Annotated in this window: 16 protein-coding genes, 1 tRNA gene and 1 pseudogene; 13 read left to right on the forward strand and 5 right to left on the reverse strand. The window is 64.3% G+C overall.

Annotated elements, in window-relative coordinates; all coding sequences use genetic code 11:
* A partial coding sequence (locus CCR82_RS06505) for a universal stress protein (protein WP_201244591.1) occupies positions 1 to 254 on the forward strand: 254 nt, incomplete at its 5' end.
* 20 nt (positions 255 to 274) lie between these two features.
* Here the strand turns inward: CCR82_RS06505 and CCR82_RS06510 are convergent.
* Entirely contained in the window at positions 275 to 556 is a 282-nt protein-coding gene (locus CCR82_RS06510) for a hypothetical protein (RefSeq protein WP_201244592.1), read from the reverse strand.
* Positions 557 to 656: 100 nt separating this feature from the next.
* Between CCR82_RS06510 and CCR82_RS06515 the strand changes: the two genes are divergently transcribed.
* The 5 genes and pseudogenes from CCR82_RS06515 (at position 657) to CCR82_RS06535 (ending at position 3723) form a co-directional block, all read left to right on the forward strand.
* On the forward strand, positions 657 to 905 hold the full coding sequence (locus CCR82_RS06515) for a DUF433 domain-containing protein (protein ID WP_201244593.1): 249 nt from the start codon (positions 657 to 659) through the stop codon (positions 903 to 905).
* The gene (locus tag CCR82_RS06520) at positions 902 to 1282 is read left to right on the forward strand and encodes a DUF5615 family PIN-like protein (RefSeq protein ID WP_201244594.1); all 381 of its coding nucleotides are present in this window, start codon (positions 902 to 904) and stop codon (positions 1280 to 1282) included. Before CCR82_RS06515 ends, CCR82_RS06520 begins: the two co-directional genes overlap by 4 nt.
* A gap of 484 nt (positions 1283 to 1766) precedes the next feature.
* Positions 1767 to 2948 (forward strand): PAS domain-containing protein, encoded by a 1182-nt coding sequence (locus CCR82_RS06525; protein WP_201244595.1) that lies wholly within the window; start codon positions 1767 to 1769, stop codon positions 2946 to 2948.
* 67 nt (positions 2949 to 3015) lie between these two features.
* A pseudogene (locus CCR82_RS06530) lies at positions 3016 to 3348 on the forward strand (SulP family inorganic anion transporter); the annotation flags it as partial.
* 114 nt (positions 3349 to 3462) lie between these two features.
* Positions 3463 to 3723 carry a universal stress protein gene (locus CCR82_RS06535; protein ID WP_242513311.1) on the forward strand — a complete coding sequence of 87 codons (261 nt, stop codon included), beginning with the start codon at positions 3463 to 3465 and terminating at the stop codon, positions 3721 to 3723.
* A gap of 18 nt (positions 3724 to 3741) precedes the next feature.
* Here the strand turns inward: CCR82_RS06535 and CCR82_RS06540 are convergent, their stop codons facing one another.
* Entirely contained in the window at positions 3742 to 4656 is a 915-nt protein-coding gene (locus tag CCR82_RS06540) for a GGDEF domain-containing protein (protein ID WP_201244596.1), read from the reverse strand.
* A gap of 195 nt (positions 4657 to 4851) precedes the next feature.
* Positions 4852 to 6090, reverse strand: coding sequence for an FIST signal transduction protein (locus tag CCR82_RS06545; protein ID WP_201244597.1), 1239 nt, complete (start codon positions 6088 to 6090; stop codon positions 4852 to 4854).
* A 127-nt stretch (positions 6091 to 6217) separates the two neighbouring features.
* Between CCR82_RS06545 and CCR82_RS06550 the strand changes: the two genes are divergently transcribed.
* Entirely contained in the window at positions 6218 to 8158 is a 1941-nt protein-coding gene (locus CCR82_RS06550) for a GGDEF domain-containing protein (protein ID WP_201244598.1), read from the forward strand.
* A gap of 26 nt (positions 8159 to 8184) precedes the next feature.
* Positions 8185 to 10482, forward strand: coding sequence for an EAL domain-containing protein (locus CCR82_RS06555; RefSeq protein ID WP_201244599.1), 2298 nt, complete (start codon positions 8185 to 8187; stop codon positions 10480 to 10482).
* A gap of 118 nt (positions 10483 to 10600) precedes the next feature.
* Here CCR82_RS06555 and CCR82_RS06560 read toward each other — a convergent pair.
* Positions 10601 to 10691: transfer RNA gene (locus CCR82_RS06560), tRNA-Ser, on the reverse strand.
* A 183-nt stretch (positions 10692 to 10874) separates the two neighbouring features.
* Between CCR82_RS06560 and CCR82_RS06565 the strand changes: the two genes are divergently transcribed.
* Together CCR82_RS06565 and mutM are read left to right on the forward strand one after the other, a co-directional pair.
* The gene (locus tag CCR82_RS06565; RefSeq protein WP_242513307.1) at positions 10875 to 11798 is read left to right on the forward strand and encodes a class I SAM-dependent methyltransferase; all 924 of its coding nucleotides are present in this window, start codon (positions 10875 to 10877) and stop codon (positions 11796 to 11798) included.
* A 31-nt stretch (positions 11799 to 11829) separates the two neighbouring features.
* The gene (gene mutM, locus CCR82_RS06570) at positions 11830 to 12645 is read left to right on the forward strand and encodes a bifunctional DNA-formamidopyrimidine glycosylase/DNA-(apurinic or apyrimidinic site) lyase (protein ID WP_201244600.1); all 816 of its coding nucleotides are present in this window, start codon (positions 11830 to 11832) and stop codon (positions 12643 to 12645) included.
* On the opposite strand, the gene CCR82_RS06575 is transcribed toward mutM, so the two are convergent.
* Positions 12642 to 13796 carry a glycerate kinase gene (locus CCR82_RS06575; protein WP_201244601.1) on the reverse strand — a complete coding sequence of 385 codons (1155 nt, stop codon included), beginning with the start codon at positions 13794 to 13796 and terminating at the stop codon, positions 12642 to 12644. The genes mutM and CCR82_RS06575 overlap by 4 nt on opposite strands.
* Before the next feature lie 90 nt (positions 13797 to 13886).
* On the opposite strand from CCR82_RS06575, the gene rapA reads away from it, so the two are divergent.
* The 3 genes from rapA to CCR82_RS06590 all read left to right on the forward strand — a co-directional run bounded on the left by rapA (position 13887) and on the right by CCR82_RS06590 (position 19684).
* Positions 13887 to 16826 (forward strand): RNA polymerase-associated protein RapA, encoded by a 2940-nt coding sequence (rapA, locus tag CCR82_RS06580; RefSeq protein WP_201244602.1) that lies wholly within the window; start codon positions 13887 to 13889, stop codon positions 16824 to 16826.
* A 271-nt stretch (positions 16827 to 17097) separates the two neighbouring features.
* Complete coding sequence (locus CCR82_RS06585; protein WP_201244603.1) at positions 17098 to 18459, forward strand: TrpB-like pyridoxal phosphate-dependent enzyme; 1362 nt, start codon at positions 17098 to 17100, stop codon at positions 18457 to 18459.
* 58 nt (positions 18460 to 18517) lie between these two features.
* Positions 18518 to 19684 carry a LysM peptidoglycan-binding domain-containing protein gene (locus CCR82_RS06590; protein WP_201244604.1) on the forward strand — a complete coding sequence of 389 codons (1167 nt, stop codon included), beginning with the start codon at positions 18518 to 18520 and terminating at the stop codon, positions 19682 to 19684.
* Positions 19685 to 19686 lie beyond the last annotated feature (2 nt).

The following is a 19686-nucleotide window of genomic DNA, read 5'->3' on the forward strand; positions in this document are numbered from 1 at the left end:
GCAAGCCGCGCCGCGACAGCGAGAAGCAGCTCGACTGGGCGCGCAGCACGCTGGAAGAGACCGGCTTCGAGGTGAGTCTGGCGCTCATCCACGGCGACACCGAGCGGGTCATCGCCCAATACGTGCATGAGCAGTCGATCGACATGCTGCTGATGGGCGCCTACGGCCATTCACCGCTGCGCAGCCTGTTCTTGGGCAGCAAGACCACCGACCTGCTGCGCTCGGCAAAGGTGCCAACGTTGTTGCTGCGCTGAGCTGGTCAAGTCAGGTCAAGTCAATGTCCAGTCGTCCTCGAGAGGGCGCTGATTATCACCACCACCGCGACGATCAGCGCCATGCCGATAATGCCAAACAGATAGAAGGCGATCGCGATTGCAAGATAGACATAGCCCACCGAGCTTTTACTCCGCAAACGGAATTTCCGGCTGTTAACCAAACCAACCGATGCATGAAGGATCAGGCTCGGGACCGGGCGCGAGCATACCTGATTCTTCAACTCAGTCTGCACGGGATCTGCCCACTCTGCCAGCCGAATGGTATCTTGACCTTCACCCATCGACCTGCGAGGCCAGCCCCTGGCCGCTAATGCAAACACAGCCCAAACGAAACGCCTCATCGGCTGCCCAAATTGGAAAAGTCTTTGAGAGGAAAAAACCATGCAAGAAGATCAGACCCTGAAACGCATCACCATCAACCCCGCCATCTTCGGTGGCAAACCCATTGTTCGCGGTCGTCGCTTGGCCGTTGAGCACGTACTGGGCATGCTGGCCGCCGGCGACGACATCGACACCCTGCTAGAAGGCTATCCATGGCTGGAGCGCGAGGACGTGCTGGCCTGTCTCGCCTATGCCCATCGTCTGGTCGAGCACGAGCGTGTCGAGCCGCTGATGGTCGATGCCGCATGAAGGTGCTGCTGGACAGCTGCGTCTGGGGTGGCGCTGCGCGCGATCTCAGCGAGGCTGGCCATGACGTGCGTTGGATGGGCGAGACGGAGCCCGATCCTGGCGATACGGCGATCATGCAGCAAGCCTTCGAGGAGAATCGGGTACTCGTCACCTTGGACAAGGACTTCGGCGAATTAGCGATCGTCTATGGCCGGCCCCACCGAGGCATCATACGATTGGTTGGCCTGCCGGGACGTCGGCAGGGCATTCACTGTGCCACGATTCTTGCCCGCTATGGTGCCGAGTTGTCCGAGGGTGCCATTCTGACGGCGACCGCCGAGCGCATCCGCATCCGTCCTGGCGATACTCAAATGGACGCAGGGGATGATCGAGCCTAGCGTTGCAAATAGCCGCTTACTCCAAGAACGCTAACGCCCCGATGACCGACAATCTTCAGATCCTCACCGCCACCGGCGCCGAGCTCGAGCGTCATATCCCCGCACTGGCCGAGCTACGGGTACACCTTCTGCGCCGTGCAGCGTGACGCGACTGACCCACGCCAACCGCCAGCCTATGTGCCCCTAGACCGCTTCTGGGAAAAGCGGGGCTATCAACGTCATCCCGAATTGCGCACCAGCTTCAGCTGGAGAGAGCTTGGCGAAGCCGAGGACTCTGAAAAGCCGATGCTGTTTTAGCTCAAGTCTGCTCGCCCATCGTAATCCCACTAGGAAAAAGGCGCTAGCCCCCCAAGTTAGGAGCCTCAAGCTGGCCAAACAACGGCTGTCGCATCCTGTGCTAATCTTTGATTGAGTGTATGGAATAGGCAAGGCGTGTCGCTGCCCCCACCAGCGACATCCGTAGCACGCTTGGCAGGAGGCAGCCATGATCGTCGATCGTTTCGTTTTCGAGCAAGCACCCGATTCAATCCTCCGGATCGATGCCCAGGGTCGCATCCTCGACGCAAACAGCAGCGCCTGCCTATGGCTCGGCTATCCCCGTGACGAGCTGCTTACCCGCTCGATCTGGCAGATCAATCCCAACTGGTCCAGCAAGCGCTGGAACGGCCTCTGGCAGCGGCTCAATGAGCTGTCGCTTGTCCGTGCCGTCGAAGCATTCAGCCACCGTGATGGCAGCAGGCTCGAGGTCGACCTCAGTATCCGCCTGTTTTCGCTCGGTGAGGCATCCGAAGTCGTCCTCTATGCCCGAGAGGCTGCGTCGCAAGTGGATGAAATTGACGAGCTGCGGCACTTGCGGGAGCTACTGAATGTCGCGGAATCGATCTCGCGGATCGGGCATTGGCGGCTGAATGTTGCAACGGGGCGCCCGCAATGGTCGAGCCAGGTATTTGCGATCTTCCAACGTGATCCCGCCCTCGGCGAGCCCAGCTTTGATCAGCATGAGCACTATGTCGCAAGCGAAGACTGGCCCAGGCTGCGCGACGCAGTAACCCGCTGCAGCGAGCAAGGCACGGCCTATGCCATCACCGTCGGCATTCGACGCGAGGACGGCAGCTCAGGCACCGCCCGCGTTTACGGATCGGCATTACCAAGGCAGGATTCAAACAGCGCTGATCTGGTGGGCTTTGTCCTCGACATCAGTGAGCAGGCCGAGACCGAAAAGCACCTCATCAGAACCCAACAACGCCTGGATATCGCCCTGGATGCGAGCGGGACTGGAGTCTACTGGGCCAACATCCAGACCGGCAAAGCCGGCGCGGATGCCAGATACTTTGCCATGCTTGGGTATGCCCCCGATGAGATCGTCCCCACGATCGACTGGTGGCGGGCCCAACTGCACCCGGACGATGCCGTAGCCACGCTAGACGCGCTTGAACGCGCGATCCGCGGCGATCAGGATGACTTTCAGGGCGAATACCGGATGCGGCATCGCAACGGCCATTGGGTCTGGATCGAAGATCATGGCCGCATCTGCGAGCGCGATCCATCAGGGCGTGGCAGCTGTGCGTGCAATCCGACTTCGCCAACAGAACCAGGACTTGCCAAGACCCGAAAGCTAATGTCGTTCTTGCCCAAGCGTTGGTCGATTGCGACGATTGCTGGATAATTTTGGGCCCAATGGTGCCGGATTTGACAGACACCGGCTATGGCCGCTCGCCCTTCGGACGCCGCATCAGAACCGCGAATGCATCGGCCAGGGCACGGTGAATGTCATCACCGACTTCTTCGGCGGCATGGCCGGCTGCGCGATGATCGGCCAGACCGTGATCAACGTGAAATCCGGCGGTCGTGGGCGGCTCTCGACCCTGGCCAGCGGTGTGTTCCTGCTGCTGATGGTGGTGTTCGCCAACGAATGGGTGGCGAAGATCCCGATGGCAGCGCTGGTGGCGGTGATGATCATGGTCTCGATCGGCACCTTCAACTGGGCCTCGTTCAAGAATCTGCGCGAGCATTCGCTGGACGCCAATATCGTCATGATCGCTACCGTGGCGGTCACCGTGTTCACCCTCACCGAGCCCAAACGGGTGCTGATCGCCTTCGACGGCGGCAGCATGACCCGCCGCGGGGTCGAAATGGTGGCGGCAAGTCCCTTGTTCCGGGGTCTATCGGTGCATGTGCTGATGAGCGGTAAGCCGCGCCGCGACAGCGAGAAGCAGCTCGACTGGGCGCGCAGCACGCTGGAAGAGACCGGCTTCGAGGTGAGTCTGGCGCTCATCCACGGCGACACCGAGCGGGTCATCGCCCAATACGTGCATGAGCAGTCGATCGACATGCTGCTGATGGGGGCCTACGGCCATTCACCGCTGCGCAGCCTGTTCTTGGGCAGCAAGACCACCGACCTGCTGCGCTCGGCGAAGGTGCCAACGTTGTTGCTGCGCTAGGTTGGTGCGGCGCAGGGCTCAATACCAAACCTGATTGCGACCGTTCCTTTTCGCCTTGTACAAGGCGGCATCGCTGCGCCCGATCATCGATTCACGATCATCCCCGGCGTGGTAACTGGCCACGCCAATGCTCGCGGTCTTGAATCCCACCGCGGGAAGCTCGCTGTTGGCAATCGCCATGCGCAGTTTTTCCGCCAGATGGACGGCCTGCGCAAGGTCCGTGGACGGCGCCACGACCATGAACTCCTCGCCACCCCAGCGCCCAACCACATCCACCGCCCGCGTGTTGTTCATCAGTACCTTGGCCAGGCACACCAGCACCTCATCCCCGACCTGATGACCATGTTGGTCGTTCACCAATTTGAAGTGATCCATATCCACCATGATCACTGAAAACGGCGTTGCATAACGCCTTGATCGCATCAGGTTTTCTTCCATCACCTGATCCAGGCGGGTGCGATTAACCAGCTCGGTCAAATGATCAGTCACCGAGAGCCTGGTCGCCTCGAAGAAGCACAAGCCGGCTTCGGCAATCGCCAGATCGTCTTCCTCGAAGCATAGTGGTAACCCCTGCACTTGTTCGCGCCGCTGGCCGAGCAGCAGCACTATCCCGCTGCGGGGAGACGCCGTCCAAAGCCAGTGCCGCAAGCCTTGGCCTCGCAGCGCCGCGCGCGCCTCGGGCGGCACCTGCTCCGTAACCATGTTGAGTGGCTGTTCCGAAAGCGGTACCGACAGGGTCACTTGAAAGGTCATATCTAGGCCAAGCGCATGCGCAACGACCAGGGTATCGGCGCCGGGGGGATCGACGTTGGTCTGGGTGAGCACCGCGGCACAGTCGATTTGTAGGGATTCGACCAGCAGCGCCACGAGATGCTCGCCGAGGCGCTCGTCCGCCTGCCGATTGCTCAGCTCGCGACCGGCGAGCAGGGACAAGCGCTGAATAATACGCGCGATGGCCCGCTGACGATACGCATCGCGGCGCGCCGCCCGCAGCTCGTGGCGCGCTTGTAGCAGACGTGCCCCGAGTTCGTCGTACTGCTGGCGGTAGAAGTCGATCGCCTGCTGGCTTGCGTGCGGATCATCCATAATACGGCTCCATAACAACAGCACTCAATCGGGGCGGGAGACTCAGTCCGAGTCCGCGGCCATGGTGAAGACCGCCATGACCCCTGTCCAATCCAGCGGCCGGGCGCAATCCCGCACCGGAGCGATCTCGACACCGGAGAAGAACCCGAGTAGCGGACAACGCTCGCCGATCAGGGTACGCACGGGCGCGGACTCGTCCTCGTCCGTGCCGCTGAACGCCATCGAGCGACCCGCGCAGTCGATGTAGAGCCCGAACAAGGGCCTGGCCTCGCCCAGCTCGACGAGCAAGGAGTCGGTCTGTTCTCGCACCGAATCAAGCATACTCTGCGGTTCGATATCCATCAGCTGGACGCGGCTGCCAACGGCGAAATCGGCCTCGCAGAGTATCAACGCCCCGTCCTCGGCATCTGCGGCGAACACCAAACGGTTATTATAGTTCGCGTCGGCAAAGGGGGCGAAGGGATCGCCTTGCTTTTCGCCCAGGGCCAACGCGAGCACTGGGGGCACCATGCGCGCCAGCTCGGCCTCGGAAATCGCCAAACGTTCGGCCACCACCGACAAGGCCGGCCGACCGTCGAGTTCGAGGATGCGTTCTTCCTCGACACGGGTGATGGTCATGAAATCGCTGACCGGGTAACAGCCATGGGTGATGCGAAGATGACTGCGCAGCCCCTTCGGCATCGACACCGCGACAACGCTATGACGTCGCGCCTCGCGACCATCGAAGACGACGCTGGTTTCCATTCCCAGCTCCCCCAGGGTTCCAGCACCGATCAGTTGTGCCTCGAGCCCGTTGAGCCCTTCGCGGAAACCGTTGACCAGGTAACTGCCAATATGCAGTTGCAACGGGGAGGTTGCATGCACTGAGTCGTAGAGCAGCAAAATCGTTGAGGCCTCGGCGTCGGTCGCGCGCAGCGCGGCGCCGAGGCGTTGCCCGGTAGCCCGGGCGTCACAGCGTCCGGCCTGAGTCTCGCTCAGGATCGCGCCTGGCACCAGCGGCTCGGCAAACAACAGCAGGCCACATTCGAACCCAGTCAGCTTTGCGCCCTGGGCGGTGATCAGGCCGGCGGCGCTGCCACCGACGATCGGGATCTCACCAAGCACGCTGCGCAGACCGGTCAGCAACGCGGTCGGGTCAAGCCGACCACCGCCGAAGGCCAAGGCCCAGCTCGGCGTCGCGCCAAGGCGCTCGCGGGCTTGGCGCGCGGCGCTCTGGGCCGCGGTGAAGGCGTCATTATGGCGCGCCTCACCCAGGGCCGGGTTCGTGGTACTCCAAGACATCCAGCACCCCTACCAATGATCAATGACCTAGTTTAAAGGTTTGTTACGTTGGTTTGCCAGTTCCCATGCTGGCGCATCTCGCTTTTATCATGCCGCAGCCACGGGGTACTATGCAGGTGGGCAACGCATGATGCTGGTAGTCAGTGGAGATCCCCCCTTGAGCACAGCGAGAACACTGCTCGACAACGCAGCCGAGAAACTACCCAGTCCTAACGGAGTCGCGCTCGCCATTATGGAACTCTGGGAGGATGAGCATGCAACCGTCAATCAGCTTGCGCATCTCGCCCAGACCGACCCTGCGCTTTGCGGCCGTCTCCTCAAGCTCGCGAACTCCGCCAGCACCGGCCTCAGACCCGTCACCTCCATCCCCGAGGCCATCGTCAGAATCGGCTTGAAGACCGTTGGGGAGTTGGCCGTCGCCTTTTCGCTGATCGATGTCAACAATTACGATGAGCGCTGCCAATCTTTCGACTATCTCGGGTTTTGGTCGCAATGTCTGCTGATGGCCTTGATTTGCAGGGAACTCGGACGCGTCACCTACCTCGCCCCACCCGAGGAGCTTTTTACATGCGCGCTGATGGCGCGCATCGGGCTACTGGCGTTCGCCACGATCTATCCGCAGGCGTTTTCCGATCTACTCGACGCCAAGCCTTCCGATCTCGCTGCCGCGGAACGCCAGCGGTTTGGCTTCGACCACAATGAATTATCCGCGGAGATGCTAGAGGATTTCGGTCTTCCCGAAGCCTTGGTGGAGCCGGCCAAATTCCATGAGAACTCAGGCAAGGCGGACTTCGCCGAGCATTCGCGCGGCGCGAAGCTAGCGACGCTTTTCCACCTCGGCCATCAGCTCGCGGAATCCTGTCTAGAAACGAGTATCAGCGAGGCGAGCCAGGCGAATCGAACCAAGACCTTAGCCAGACGACTCGGCCTGCCCGTCGAGCAAATCTCGCCGCTGCTGAGGCAGAGTCTCAAGCAATGGCAGGAATGGTCGAAGGTTTTGGAACTCCCCGAGGCTCCACTGCCACCGGCTGGTACCCCGGGCGCAGCGGATGACCCCGACGCGGCCACTCCCGATTCCAAGAGCAAAAAACTGCAGGCGCTGTTGATCCATGCTGTGGGCAGCGACCATGCGCTCCAACAGCTCCTGGAGACGAGATCCATCCATGTACACGCTTGTCATGAGCAGAACGAATTCCTGAGGCTTGCACTTCAAATCCAGCCCCAACTCATCATGATCGGAGAGGACGCGGCGGTCGAAAAAGACCGGCTCTGCCGACTGATCCGCTCGACTGAATGGGGCAAAAAGGTCTACATCATGTCGATACTCGACTGCTGCGATAGCGAGCAGACCACACAAGCCCTGTCCTCTGGAGCCGATATCTGCGTTCGCCAGGACATCGGCACGCAAGAACTCGAGGCCCATCTGCTTGTTGTGCAGCGATTCTTCGATCTGCAAGCGAAATGGGAGCATGATCGCGCCGAGCTACGCCGGATCGCCAATGAACTGGCGCTGAGTCACAGACGCATGGAGGTCCTGTCCCTGACGGATCAGCTCACCAGCTTGCCCAACCGCCGATCGGCCATCGAGGCCCTCGGCCAGGCCTGGAGCATGAGCGAGCGCACCGATCAGCCAATGTCGGTCATCATGATCGATATCGACCATTTCAAACACATTAACGATCACTTCGGGCATGCGGCGGGCGATCAGGTGCTGACCGATGTCGCCAAGGCCTTAAAGGCCGATATTCGCCAAGGTGAAGGGATCTACCGCATGGGAGGCGAGGAGTTTCTGTTGCTGAGTTCGTTGTCGGACATCAAGCAACTCATCGTCGTCGCCGAACGCCTGAGACGGCGCATCGCCGCTCTCCGCATCGACTATGGCGAGCATGAAATCCAGCTCTCCATCAGCCTAGGCGTCGCGCAGCGAGGGGCAGAGCATGACCATTTTGATGCCTTATTGAGCGCCGCCGATAAAGCGCTCTATGCCGCCAAGGACGGGGGCCGCAATCGTGTTTGTTTTTACCACAACGACCGCATCCACACCATCAACCCGAGCGCCCAGGGTTGAATACAGACTTGCCGAGGAGCCGCTCCGTGGGAGAGACACAGACAAGTCAACAGGCCATCGACTTCTATCGCCAGCAATATGACGAACTCGGCTCACGTCTGCTACGCGCGCGTAACGAACTGCGGGCGGCGCGCCGCGATGCGTCCCGCCAGCGCCTCATCGCGCGCATTATTCAACGCCTGTTCGCGCTCGACGGCCAAGAGACGGGCGATCAGCGGGTAGACCAGCACCTCGGCGAGCATCTGGTGGCACTGCTGGTTGAGATCCTGCAAATCGACTGCGCGGCGCTGCTGACTCAGACCCGCACCGGCACACTGGTCATAAAGCATGCGCTGGGCCTGAAGGCGACCTTTGAACTGTCGTCCTCGGCGCCGCTCTCGGAGCAACTCGCCAACAAGTTGACGGAGCAGGTATCGTCCGAGTTGAACACGGCGCTGCGGGCGCAAGGCTTACAGCACTGGCTCTTGGCCGTGTCCGCGCCGAGTGGCATGGCGCTGCTGCTCGCCCACCGGCACCAACAGACGCTGGAAACGCCGCTCACCTTCGACGACGGCGATCAGGCGATCGCCGAGGCGGTGCTCGGTTTCTATCTCGCGCTGACCGAGCAACGTCATGCGAAACGGGCATTGCAGAGCGCCAAGATTGACTACCGCATCCTGTTTGAGAGCGCGCAGGATGCCTTTCTAGTCATCGACGGGCGCAACACTCAGTTGATCGATGCCAACCGCCAAGCGCAACGCTTGCTTGGTGCCAACTTCGCCGAGCTGCGGCAACGGCCACTCCTGAGCTGGCTAGAGACACCGGACCCCATCACTTGGCGCCGGCGCTGGCGCCGTGCCTTGACCGGCCGTAGCGAGCAGGTCGAATGCCGCCTGCGCAACGCCGCCGGGCAGCCGTTCTGGGCCGAGCTGAGCCTGATCAGGATCGGCGCGGCCAAGCGCGCACGCTTGCTGCTGATCGCGCGTGATATCAGCAAGCGCAAAGAGGCCGAGGAGCGCCTGCGTCATTACGCCTTCCGCGATGAACTCACGCAGTTGCCGAATCGCGCCCTGATGTATCGGCACATGGAAGCCGCCATCAAGCGCCAGCGCCAAGAGCCTGGCTATCGGTTCGCGCTCTTCTTTCTGGATCTCGACCGCTTCAAGACCGTCAACGAGAGCCTCGGACACAGCCTCGGTGACCGGCTCCTGATCGTCATTGGCCAACGCCTGAATGCCTGCCTCGAGCAGGACAACAGCATCGCCCGGCTTGGCGGCGACGAATTCCTGATCCTGAGCAACCACATCGCCAGCCCCGATGCCGCTGAAGCCATGGCGCAACGCCTGGAGCAGGCGTTAAAAACCCCCTTCACCGTCAGCGGCCAGGAGATCTTCACCAGCGCCAGCATCGGCATCGTGCTCGCCGACGGGCGTTATGATCAACCGGAGGCGCTGCTGCGCGATGCCGATATCGCCATGTATCAGGCCAAGCGTCGCGAGGGCCGTGAGCACCGCTATGCATTGTTCAACCCGGCCATGCACGCGCGCGCCTTGGCGGATATGGAAATGGAGCGCGATCTCAGGCGGGCGCTGGAGCGCGATGAATTCGTGCTCCAGTATCAACCGATCGTCAGGCTCGACACGGGGCGGGTCAAGGGCTTCGAGGCGCTGGTGCGTTGGCAGCACCCCGAGCACGGGTTGGTGCCGCCGGATCGCTTCATCCCGCTAGCCGAGGAGACGCTGTTGATCCTCGACCTCAGCCGCTTCGTGCTCGCTGAGGCCTGCCGCCAGGCGGTGGCCTGGGCGGCGCATTTCGCCGAGCCGCCGGTGGTGAGCGTCAACCTCTCTGGCCGGCAGTTCATCAGCAGCCAGATCGCCGACGAGGTCAGCGACCTGAGCGCCCAATACGGCTGCCCGCCCTCGCTGATCAATCTCGAGATCACCGAGAGCGCCATCCTCGCCGACAAGGACATGGCCCTGGCCGGGATGCAGGCGCTGCATGCGCGCGGCTTCAAGCTGAGCATGGACGACTTCGGCACCGGTTACTCCTCGCTCAGCTACATCCACCAATTCCCGTTCGATTACATCAAGATCGACCGCAGCTTCATCAACTCGCTCACCGAGGATGTACGCACAGAGGCCATCGTCACCGCCATCCTCCGGCTCGCGGAAACTTTAGACAAACAGGTCATCGCCGAAGGTATCGAGACGCCCGAGCAGCACGCAACCTTGAAGCGGCTTGGCTGCGGCGGCGGTCAAGGCTACCTGTTTTCACGGCCTGTCGATGCCCCGAGCGCCCTGCGGCTCTTCCAAGACGCGCCCTGGTGGGATTCCGCCAATCAATAAGCGAATCGAGGCACCGCAAGCACGCGCGTCAGTTGGGTCTCGACACGCAAGACGCGCGGAAATACGCGGTCACTCTGTTTATAAAGGCGTTATTATAAAGGCGTTATCCGTTTTCAGATGGCGGAGAGGGTGGGATTCGAACCCACGATAGGCTGTTAACCTATACACACTTTCCAGGCGTGCTCCTTAAGCCACTCGGACACCTCTCCAGTAATGCAGGTTGATGCTGGGCCGCGCCTAGCGTTCTCCGGGGGAGCCGCCTGCGGTGCCGCTTCGCGGGTCATTCAGGCGACCATGCCCGGAATCCGACAGTTGCATCGCAACGCATCAAGCCGTACAGCTTAAGCGAAATCCCTGTTCTCTTGCAAATACCCATGGCCCAGTATTCACCGATGAGTCCAGATCACAGGACCCAAACCCGCTCCTTCTCGGTCGCGCCCAGCGCCAACATCCGCCCTAGCACGGGTTCCAACACCCCCGCCAGCACCTGCCAAGCCGATCAAGCCGATCGCCACGCGCTCTACGAACGCGCGGTGCAATGCCCGCAAGCGGAGGTCGATTTTATCCAGCAAACCTTTCACGCTCTGCGCGGGCGCCCTGCCCGCCTGCTCGCCGAGGACTTCTGTGGCACGGCCGCCGTGTGCTGCGAATGGGTCAACCGCGATGCGAATCATCGGGCGGTCGGGATCGACAATGACCCCGCCGTGCTGCAATGGACGCGCGAGGAACGGCTGCCCGCGCTGTCCCCGGAGCAGCGCGCGCGCCTGCGGTTGATCGAGGCGGATGTATTGGACCTTGGCCCGGAACCCGCCGCCAAGGTGCGCTGCGAGCCGGTCGATCTGGTGCTGGCGATGAACTTCAGTTGGTGGTTGATCACCGAGCGCGCGGCCTTGCGACGCTACTTCCAGCGCGTGCGCGAGCGCCTGGTCGCCGATGGGCTGTTCATCCTCGACAGCTACGGCGGCTACGACGCCCATCGCGTCATCACCGAGGAGCGCGAGATCGAGGACGACGCGGGCCCGCCCTTCACCTATGCCTGGGACCAGACCGATTACGACCCGATCAGCGGGCTCATGCAGTGCGCGATCCACTTCGCCTTCCCGGACGGCTCACGCCTGGATCAGGCATTTTCCTATCGCTGGCGGCTCTGGACCCTGCCCGAGCTGCGCGAGTTGCTCATCGAGGCGGGCTTTCGCCCGCCGCGCATCTACTGGCAGGGCTGGGATGAGCACGGCGAGCCGGACGGGCTCTTCAAACCGGTCACGCGGGCAGAGCCCGATGCTGGCTGGATCTGCTACCTGAGCGCGGAGCCCTGAAGATGGTGAGATTTTTGGAGACAACACCGACATGCCCGAACTGCCCGAGGTCGAGACCAGCCTGCGCGGCATCGAGCCGCATCTGCGCGGGCATCTGATCGATCGCCTCGAGGTGCGCGAGCCGCGTCTGCGCTGGCCGATCCCGCCCGACACCGGCGAGCGCGTTGCCGGCCAGCACATCCTCGCGCTGCGCCGGCGCGGCAAATATCTGCTGCTCGACCTCGAACAGGGCGTGTTGATGCTGCACCTGGGCATGTCTGGCAGCCTGCGGGTGCTGCCAGCGAGCACGCCGCCGGGTCCGCACGACCATGTCGATCTCTGTCTCGACGAGGGGCCGTGCCTGCGCTTTCGCGATCCACGCCGCTTCGGCATGCTGCAATGGACGGCGGCGCCGGCCGAGGCGCATCCCCTGCTGCGCGACCTGGGACCGGAACCGCTCGAACCGGCCTTCAGCGGCGCCTACCTCCACCGGCGCGCGCGGGGACGGCGGGCCGCGATCAAGACCTTCATCATGGACAGCCAGGTGGTCGTCGGCGTCGGCAACATCTACGCCAACGAAGCCTTGCATCTGGCCCGCATCCATCCGAGCCGCGCCGCCGGGCGCATCAGCCGAGCGCGCCTGGAGGTGCTGGCGGGTGCGATTCGCGAGGTGCTCGCCGCCGCCATCGCCCAGGGCGGCACCAGCCTGCGCGACTTCGTGCAAGAGGACGGCAAGCCGGGCTACTTCGCCCAGTCACTGCGCGTCTACGGGCGCGCTGAGCAGCCCTGCCCGAACTGCGGCGCTCGCATCCGTCAGCGGCGCATCGGCCAGCGCTCGAGCTTCTATTGCGCGGCCTGTCAGCGTTAGCCGGGCCCAGCCAAGAAGGCGCGCACCACCTGCTCGGCGGTCTTGGCCAGCAACTCCTCGACCCGCCGTTCGGCCTCGGCCAGCTCCATGGGGCCGGGACAGAGCGAGAAGACCGCATCCAGGCCCAGCCCATGCAGCGCGCCGATCTCATCGCCGACGCTCCCCCCAACCCCGATGCACGGGATGCCATGTCGGCGCGCGCGCGCGGCAACGGCGGCGGGCGCCTTGCCGGAAGCGCTCTGCGCATCGATTCGGCCCTCGGCGGTCAACACCAGATCCGCCCCCTCGAGCGCGCCTTCCAGCCCGACCAGATCGAGCACCAACTCGGCGCCGGGACGTAGCGCAGCCGCGCAGAAGGCCATGAGTCCGGCGCCCAGACCACCAGCGGCACCCGCGCCCGGCACCGCGTCGACCTCGCAGCCGAGGTCTTGGCGCAGGCGCTCGGCCAACTGCCGCAGACCGGCCTCCAACACGGCGACGGTCTCGGGGGTGGCGCCTTTCTGTGGTGCGTAGGTCGCGGCAGCCCCCGTGGCGCCCGTCAGCGGATTCTCGACATCGCACATCGCCTCGATCCTCACCCCTGACAGCCGCGGATCGACACCGGTGCTATCGATCCGCGCGATGTGCGCGAGCGCGGCGCCGACCGGCCGCAGTGCCCGCCCCTGCGCATCGAGAAAGCGATAGCCGAGCGCGCTCGCCATGCCGATGCCGCCGTCGTTGGTGGCACTGCCGCCGAGCCCGATGAACAGGGTCTCGGCACCGAGCGCCAGCGCCTCGCGCATCAGCTCACCGGTGCCGAGGGTGGTGGTCGCACTCGGATCACGCTCCGCAGGAGCGAGCAGCGCAAGCCCACTGGCGAGCGCCATCTCGATGAGCGCGGTGCGCTCCCCCGGCAACCAGGCGAAGGCCGCCTCCACCGGGATAAAATCCGGCCCGGTGACGCGCCGCTCGCAGTGCTCGGCGCCGAGGCTCGTGCAGGCGATCTCGAGCAGGCCATCGCCGCCATCGGCGACCGGCACCTGCCGGATCTCGGCCTCGGGCGCGGCACGGCGCACACCGGCGGCGAGCGCGCCAGCGGCCGCACGCGCCGAACAACTGCCCTTGAGGGCGTTGGGCGCGATGACCAGTGTCAGCGGCGATCTCGGGGGCATGATGGAGAATTTCAGCAATGTCGTCGTGCGAAGTGAGGCAAAAGTCGGGATAATTCGGGGGTCTTGTTTGACTGTTGACCGAGCTGCCCTATGTCCGAGCCCGTCCCTGCCTTTGCCGTTGGCCAACGTTGGCTCTCCGAGACACAGCCCGAGCTTGGCCTCGGCATGGTCGAAGCGGTCGAGCATCGCCGCGTCACCCTGCTGTTTCCGGCCACCGGCGAGCGCCGCACCTATGCCGCCGACAATACACCGCTGTGGCGCGCGCAGCTCGCCGCCGGTGAGTTGCTGCGCGATCTCGAAGGCCGTGACCTGACCGTGGTCGACCTGCTCGAGCACAATGGCTTCGTCACCTATCTGGTGCGCGATAGCGCTGGCCACGAAGAGCCCCTGCCCGAGACTCGCATCGATCCACGGCTGCGCCTGAGCCGCCCGCAGCAGCGCCTGCGCGCCGGGCGCCTGGACAGCGACACCTGGTTCCGGCTGCGGGTGCAGGCGCTGGAGCAGACCGCGCGCCTGGCCACGGCCCCCACGCGCGGGCTGCTCGGCGCCCGCATCAGCCCGATCCCGCACCAATTGCACATCGCCGCCGAGGTCGCCGATCGTCACCATCCGCGCGTGCTGCTGGCCGATGAGGTCGGGCTTGGCAAGACCATCGAGGCCGGCTTGATCCTGCATCGGCTGTTGCTGGCCGGGCGCGTGCATCGGGTGCTGATCCTGGTGCCCGAGCCGCTCTTGCATCAATGGTTGGTCGAGTTGCTGCGCCGCTTCAATCTGAGCGTCGCCCTGTTCGATCGCAAGCGAGTACAGGCGCTGGTGCGGCAAGGCGCCAATCCGTTCGAGTCTGAGCAACGCATCCTCTGCAGCCTGGATCTGCTCACCGAGGATGTCGGTCTGGCCGATGCCGTGCTGCACGCCGATTGGGATCTGCTGATCTGCGACGAGGCCCACCACCTGGAATGGTCGCCCGAGGCGAGCAGTCCCGGCTATGAACTGGTCGCCGGCCTCGCCGCCAAGATACCGGCGGTGCTGCTGCTCACCGCCACCCCGGAGCAACTGGGTCGCGCCGGACACTTCGGCCGCTTACGGCTGCTGGACCCGGAGCGCTTCGGCGACTACGCGGCCTTTCTCGCCGAAGAGGAAGGGTACGCGCCAGTCGCCGAGCTGGTAACGCGACTGCTGGACGAGACGCCTTTGAGCGCGGACGAACAGGCACGGCTCGACACGCTGCTCGATGGAGACGCGGACGCAGACGGATCAAGCGCCGAACCGGCACGCGCTGCCGACACCGACGAGGCCGCGGGCGAACTCGAGGCAGCAGGCAAGCCCCCCGCAACAGAACAGTGCGGGGCAACCAGCGCAGCCACGCGCGAACGCCAGGCGCTCATCGATCAATTGCTCGACCGGCATGGCACCGGCCGGGTGCTGTTTCGCAATACCCGCGCCGCCATCAGCGGTTTTCCCGAGCGCGTGCTGCATCCGGCGCGGCTCGAGGCGGGCGCTGACGCCGACGATGCGGGCGCTGACAACGAAGTCGATCCGCTCGATGCACTCTGGGCGGCGATCGATGATCCGCAGGGGCTGGAGCAGGATCCGCGCCTCGAGTGGTTGATCGCACGACTGCGTGAACTCGCGCCCGCCAAGGTGCTGCTGATCACCACGACCGCCGAGACCGTGCTCGATCTGCGCCGCGCGCTGCTCGAACGCGCCGGCATCCAGGCCGCGATCTTCCATGAGGAGATGCCGATCGTTGAGCGCGACCGCGCCGCCGCCTTCTTCGCCGACCCCGAGGAAGGCACCCAGATCCTGCTCTGCTCGGAGATCGGCAGCGAGGGGCGCAACTTCCAGTTCGCCCATCACCTGGTGCTGTTCGACCTGCCCGCCGATCCGGAACTGCTCGAGCAGCGCATCGGCCGGCTCGATCGCATCGGCCAGACCGAGACCATCCGCATCCATGTCCCCTATCGGGCCGGCACGCCCGATGAGCTGCTATTCCGCTGGTATCACGAGGGGCTGGATGCCTTCTCCGCGCACCAGCCCGCGGCGCCGGCGGTGTTCTGGGAACAGCGCGAGACGCTGCAGGCATTGCTTTCCGACCCAGCGCCGGAGCCGGCCGAGATCGAGGCGCTGATCGGCGAGGCCCAGGCGTTGCGCGCACGCCTGGATACCGAACTCGCCGCCGGCCGCGATCGACTCCTCGAACTCAGCTCGCATCGCCCGGCGCGCGGCGGTGCCCTGGTGCAGGCGCTCGAGGAGGAGGACCGTGACCCCACCATCGAGATCTTCCTGACCGGACTCTGGGATGCCTTCGGGGTCGAGCGCGAGCCCGGGCCCGGCGGCAGTCTCGTCGTGCGTCCCGGTGCCCACATGCTGCAAGAGCGCTTCCCCGGACTGCCAGACGAGGGCTTGACCGCGACCTTCAATCGCCAGCACGCGCTCGCCCACGAGGAGCGGCGGTTCCTGACCCGCGAGCATCCGCTGACCCGAGCCGCGCTCGAGTTGGTCACCGGCTCGCATCTGGGCACCAGCGCGCTGGTGCTGACGCAGGACAAGCGCTTCCCCTCCAGTGCCTTGCTGCTGGAAGCGGTTTATGTCGCCGAATGCCCAGCGCCGCCCGCCCTCAATGCGCAGCGCTTCCTGCCGCCGACCGCGCGGCGCATGCTGATCGACGAACAGGGCCAGGAGCGCAGCGTCGAGATCGACCCGGACGCGCTCGGCGGCAAATGTCTGCGTCCCCGGCGCCCGCTCGCGCGCGCGCTGCTGCAGGCGAAGAGCAAGGTGATCGAGGCGATGGTGACGCTGGCCGAGCAGGAGGCCGCGCGCGAGACGCGAGCGCTACGCGAGCAGGCAGGCGCGCAGATGCGCGCGCAGCTCGATGCCGAGCTGGACCGGCTGCGTGACCTCGCCCGCCGCAATCCAGCGGTGCGGGCCGAAGAGATCGCGGCGCTGGAGGCCGAGCGGGATGCGCTCGCCGAGACGCTTGCCAACAGCCGCTTGCGCCTCGACGCCCTGCGCTTAATCGCCTTTGCTTGAACTCGAATCAGCTCCGAAGCATGGGCGCCGAGGCCATCGAGCCTGCGCTCATTGCACGCCCATCACCAATCGGTTGCCATCAGGATCATGGAGGGCGATTACCCGGTGAGGCTCTTCAGCCAACACCAAGAACCTGGCACACTTGCCGGTGCTCTCGGCGTGCATCACCCACGCCGAAGTAGGCCCGAGCCCCTGTTGCAGCAACGCTAGCGAACCGGCGGCTCGTGTATAACACACCGCATCAACCCCTGGGGACACCGAAAGAACGATCATGAGCGATAGCGTCAAGTACCTGCTCGACGAAGAGCACCTGCCGAAGTTCTGGTACAACATCAACGCCGACCTACCCGAGCCGATGGCACCGGTCCTCCACCCAGGGACGAAACAGCCGATCACGCCCGATGATCTCGCGCCGATCTTCCCGCGCGCCGTGATCGAGCAGGAGATGAGCACCGAGCGCGAGATCGAGATTCCGCGGCCGGTGCGCGAGGTCTACCGCCAGTGGCGCCCGGCGCCGCTGTTCCGCGCCCGGCGCCTGGAGCAGGCGCTGGATACCCCAGCGCGCATCTACTACAAGTACGAGGGCGTCAGCCCCGCCGGCTCGCACAAACCGAACACCGCCATCGCGCAGGCCTTCTACAACAAGGCCGAGGGCGTCAAACGCATCACCACCGAGACCGGCGCCGGCCAATGGGGCTCGTCGCTGGCACTGGCCGGGACCTTCTTCGACCTCGAGATCCAGGTCTTCATGGTCAAGGTCAGCTTCAACCACAAGCCGTATCGGCGTGCCTACATGGAAACGCTGGGCGCCGAGTGCATCGCCAGCCCGAGCGAGCGTACCGAATCCGGCCGCGCCATTCTCGCCGAGCATCCGGACAGCACCGGCAGCCTCGGTATCGCCATCAGCGAGGCGGTCGAACTCGCGGTGCAGCGCGATGACACGCGCTATGCGCTCGGCAGCGTGCTCAACCATGTGCTGCTGCATCAGACCGTCACCGGCCTGGAGTCGATCGAGCAGATGCAGATGGCCGACGATTATCCCGACCTGGTGATCGGCTGCACCGGCGGCGGCAGCAACTTCGCCGGCATCGCGTTTCCGTTCCTGTATCAGGCCCTGCGCGATGATCTCAAGACCGAATTCATCGCCGTCGAGCCCTCGGCTTGCCCGACGCTGACCAAGGGCCGCTTCGCCTACGATTATGGCGACACCGCGCATCTGACCCCCTTGGTGAAGATGTACACCCTCGGTTCCGGCTTCGTGCCCCCCGGCTTCCACGCCGGCGGCCTGCGTTACCACGGCATGGCGCCGCAGATCAGCCATCTGGCCAGGCTCGGGCTGCTCAAGCCGCGCTCCTACCACCAGCTCGAGTGCTTCGACGCCGGCATCCGCTTCGCCAAGGCCGAGGGCATCCTGCCAGCCCCCGAGGCCAATCATGCCGTGCGCGCGGCGATCCATGAGGCCGAAAAGTGCCGCGAGTCCGGTGAGTCCAAGGCGATCCTGTTCAATCTCTGCGGCCACGGTCACTTCGATATGCAGGCCTACATGGACTACAAGGAAGGTAAACTCGATGATCTGAGCTACGACGAAGGCGAGATGGCAATGGCCCTCGCTGGACTGCCGAGCGGCTGCTAGACAAGCCTTCACAGCGTTGAACGCACGCCCGTTGCGACCCTCACCAAGGAGATTTGCTATGTTCACACCCTCTGCAAACACCCAGGCGAATCGAAACGGGCCGCCTCGCCGGCCTTTCCTCGCCGGCCTCTGGCCAACCTCGGGTGCCTGCGCGATCGCGCTCTGTAGCGTGACCCTATTGGCCGATGAAGCCCCTTCCGCGTCGAGCGACCCGGAACCGGTGAGCATCACGGATGCTGAACGCTCAGATGAGTTCGATGCAGAGAAAGCCACGCTCGAGGAAGAAAAAGCCACGCTCGAGGCGGACAAGACATCACTCGAGGCGGACAGAGCCTCACTCGAGGCGGACAGAGCCTCACTCGAGGAGGAAAAGGCCAAGCTCGAGACTCAGCTCGAGCAAGCGCGGGAAGCCACCGATGACACCAAGGATCAGGTCTCATCCTTGCGGACAAGGCTCGAGGACGTCGAACGCGAGAAGACGGCGTTGCGCACGCAGCTCGATAAACTCGACCGCAAACACGCCGAGCTTCAGGAGCGAGCGGCACGAGTGGCCCCGCTCGAGCGCCAACTGAACGCCAGCCAAACCGCCGCCGAACGCGCCGAGGCCCACGCCGAGGCGCTGCGCAAGGAGATCGAGCAGCTCAAACAACAACGCGATAGCGCGGCGCAGGAACACAGCGCGCAACTGACCGCCGCCGAGCTGCGACTGCGCGAGCACAAGGATCGGCTCGGAGGTGTCGAGGCCCGGATCCAGCACCTGGAGCAGCAGCTCGCCCAGCGTGAGGCCCACATCGAACGACTGCGAACCGCCGATGAGCGCCACACGGAGACAAAACAGCGGCTCGAGACCCGGCTCGACGAGCTGCGCGCACGCTTGCCGGTCCCGGAAGGCGGCACCATCACCGCAGAACAGGTTCGCGACCAAGCCCAGCAGCAGGCCGAGACCCTCGAGCGGCTCATACGCGGGGGACAGGGCATCAACAATCCACAACTGCGAGCGCGCATCCGCGCAGCCGAACATGAGCTGCATGACAGTCAGTCTCTGCTCGCCCGCACGCAGGGCAGCCGAACCGTCTATCGTGTGCGCCCAGGGGATACGATCGGGCGCATCAGCGCGATCGTCTATGGCGACGCCCAGGGGTGGCAGCGCATCTTCGAGGCCAACCGTCACCTGCTCGATGATCCCGACCAGGTGCTGCCTGGTTTTACCCTGGTCATCCCCTGACG

Source organism: Halochromatium salexigens (assembly GCF_016653295.1).
Lineage (GTDB): Bacteria > Pseudomonadota > Gammaproteobacteria > Chromatiales > Chromatiaceae > Lamprobacter > Lamprobacter salexigens.

Excerpts from the sequence above, each read along its gene's own strand:
- CCR82_RS06510 (WP_201244592.1), bottom strand. The coding sequence starts at position 556 with ATGGGTGAAGGTCAAGATACCATTCGGCTGGCAGAGTGGGCAGATCCC.
- CCR82_RS06515 (WP_201244593.1), top strand. The coding sequence starts at position 657 with ATGCAAGAAGATCAGACCCTGAAACGCATCACCATCAACCCCGCCATC.
- CCR82_RS06520 (WP_201244594.1), top strand. The coding sequence starts at position 902 with ATGAAGGTGCTGCTGGACAGCTGCGTCTGGGGTGGCGCTGCGCGCGAT.
- mutM (WP_201244600.1), top strand. The coding sequence starts at position 11,830 with ATGCCCGAACTGCCCGAGGTCGAGACCAGCCTGCGCGGCATCGAGCCG.
- rapA (WP_201244602.1), top strand. The coding sequence starts at position 13,887 with ATGTCCGAGCCCGTCCCTGCCTTTGCCGTTGGCCAACGTTGGCTCTCC.
- CCR82_RS06545 (WP_201244597.1), bottom strand. The coding sequence starts at position 6,090 with ATGTCTTGGAGTACCACGAACCCGGCCCTGGGTGAGGCGCGCCATAAT.
- CCR82_RS06585 (WP_201244603.1), top strand. The coding sequence starts at position 17,098 with ATGAGCGATAGCGTCAAGTACCTGCTCGACGAAGAGCACCTGCCGAAG.
- CCR82_RS06525 (WP_201244595.1), top strand. The coding sequence starts at position 1,767 with ATGATCGTCGATCGTTTCGTTTTCGAGCAAGCACCCGATTCAATCCTC.
- CCR82_RS06535 (WP_242513311.1), top strand. The coding sequence starts at position 3,463 with ATGAGCGGTAAGCCGCGCCGCGACAGCGAGAAGCAGCTCGACTGGGCG.
- CCR82_RS06550 (WP_201244598.1), top strand. The coding sequence starts at position 6,218 with ATGATGCTGGTAGTCAGTGGAGATCCCCCCTTGAGCACAGCGAGAACA.
- CCR82_RS06590 (WP_201244604.1), top strand. The coding sequence starts at position 18,518 with ATGTTCACACCCTCTGCAAACACCCAGGCGAATCGAAACGGGCCGCCT.
- CCR82_RS06575 (WP_201244601.1), bottom strand. The coding sequence starts at position 13,796 with ATGCCCCCGAGATCGCCGCTGACACTGGTCATCGCGCCCAACGCCCTC.
- CCR82_RS06565 (WP_242513307.1), top strand. The coding sequence starts at position 10,875 with ATGAGTCCAGATCACAGGACCCAAACCCGCTCCTTCTCGGTCGCGCCC.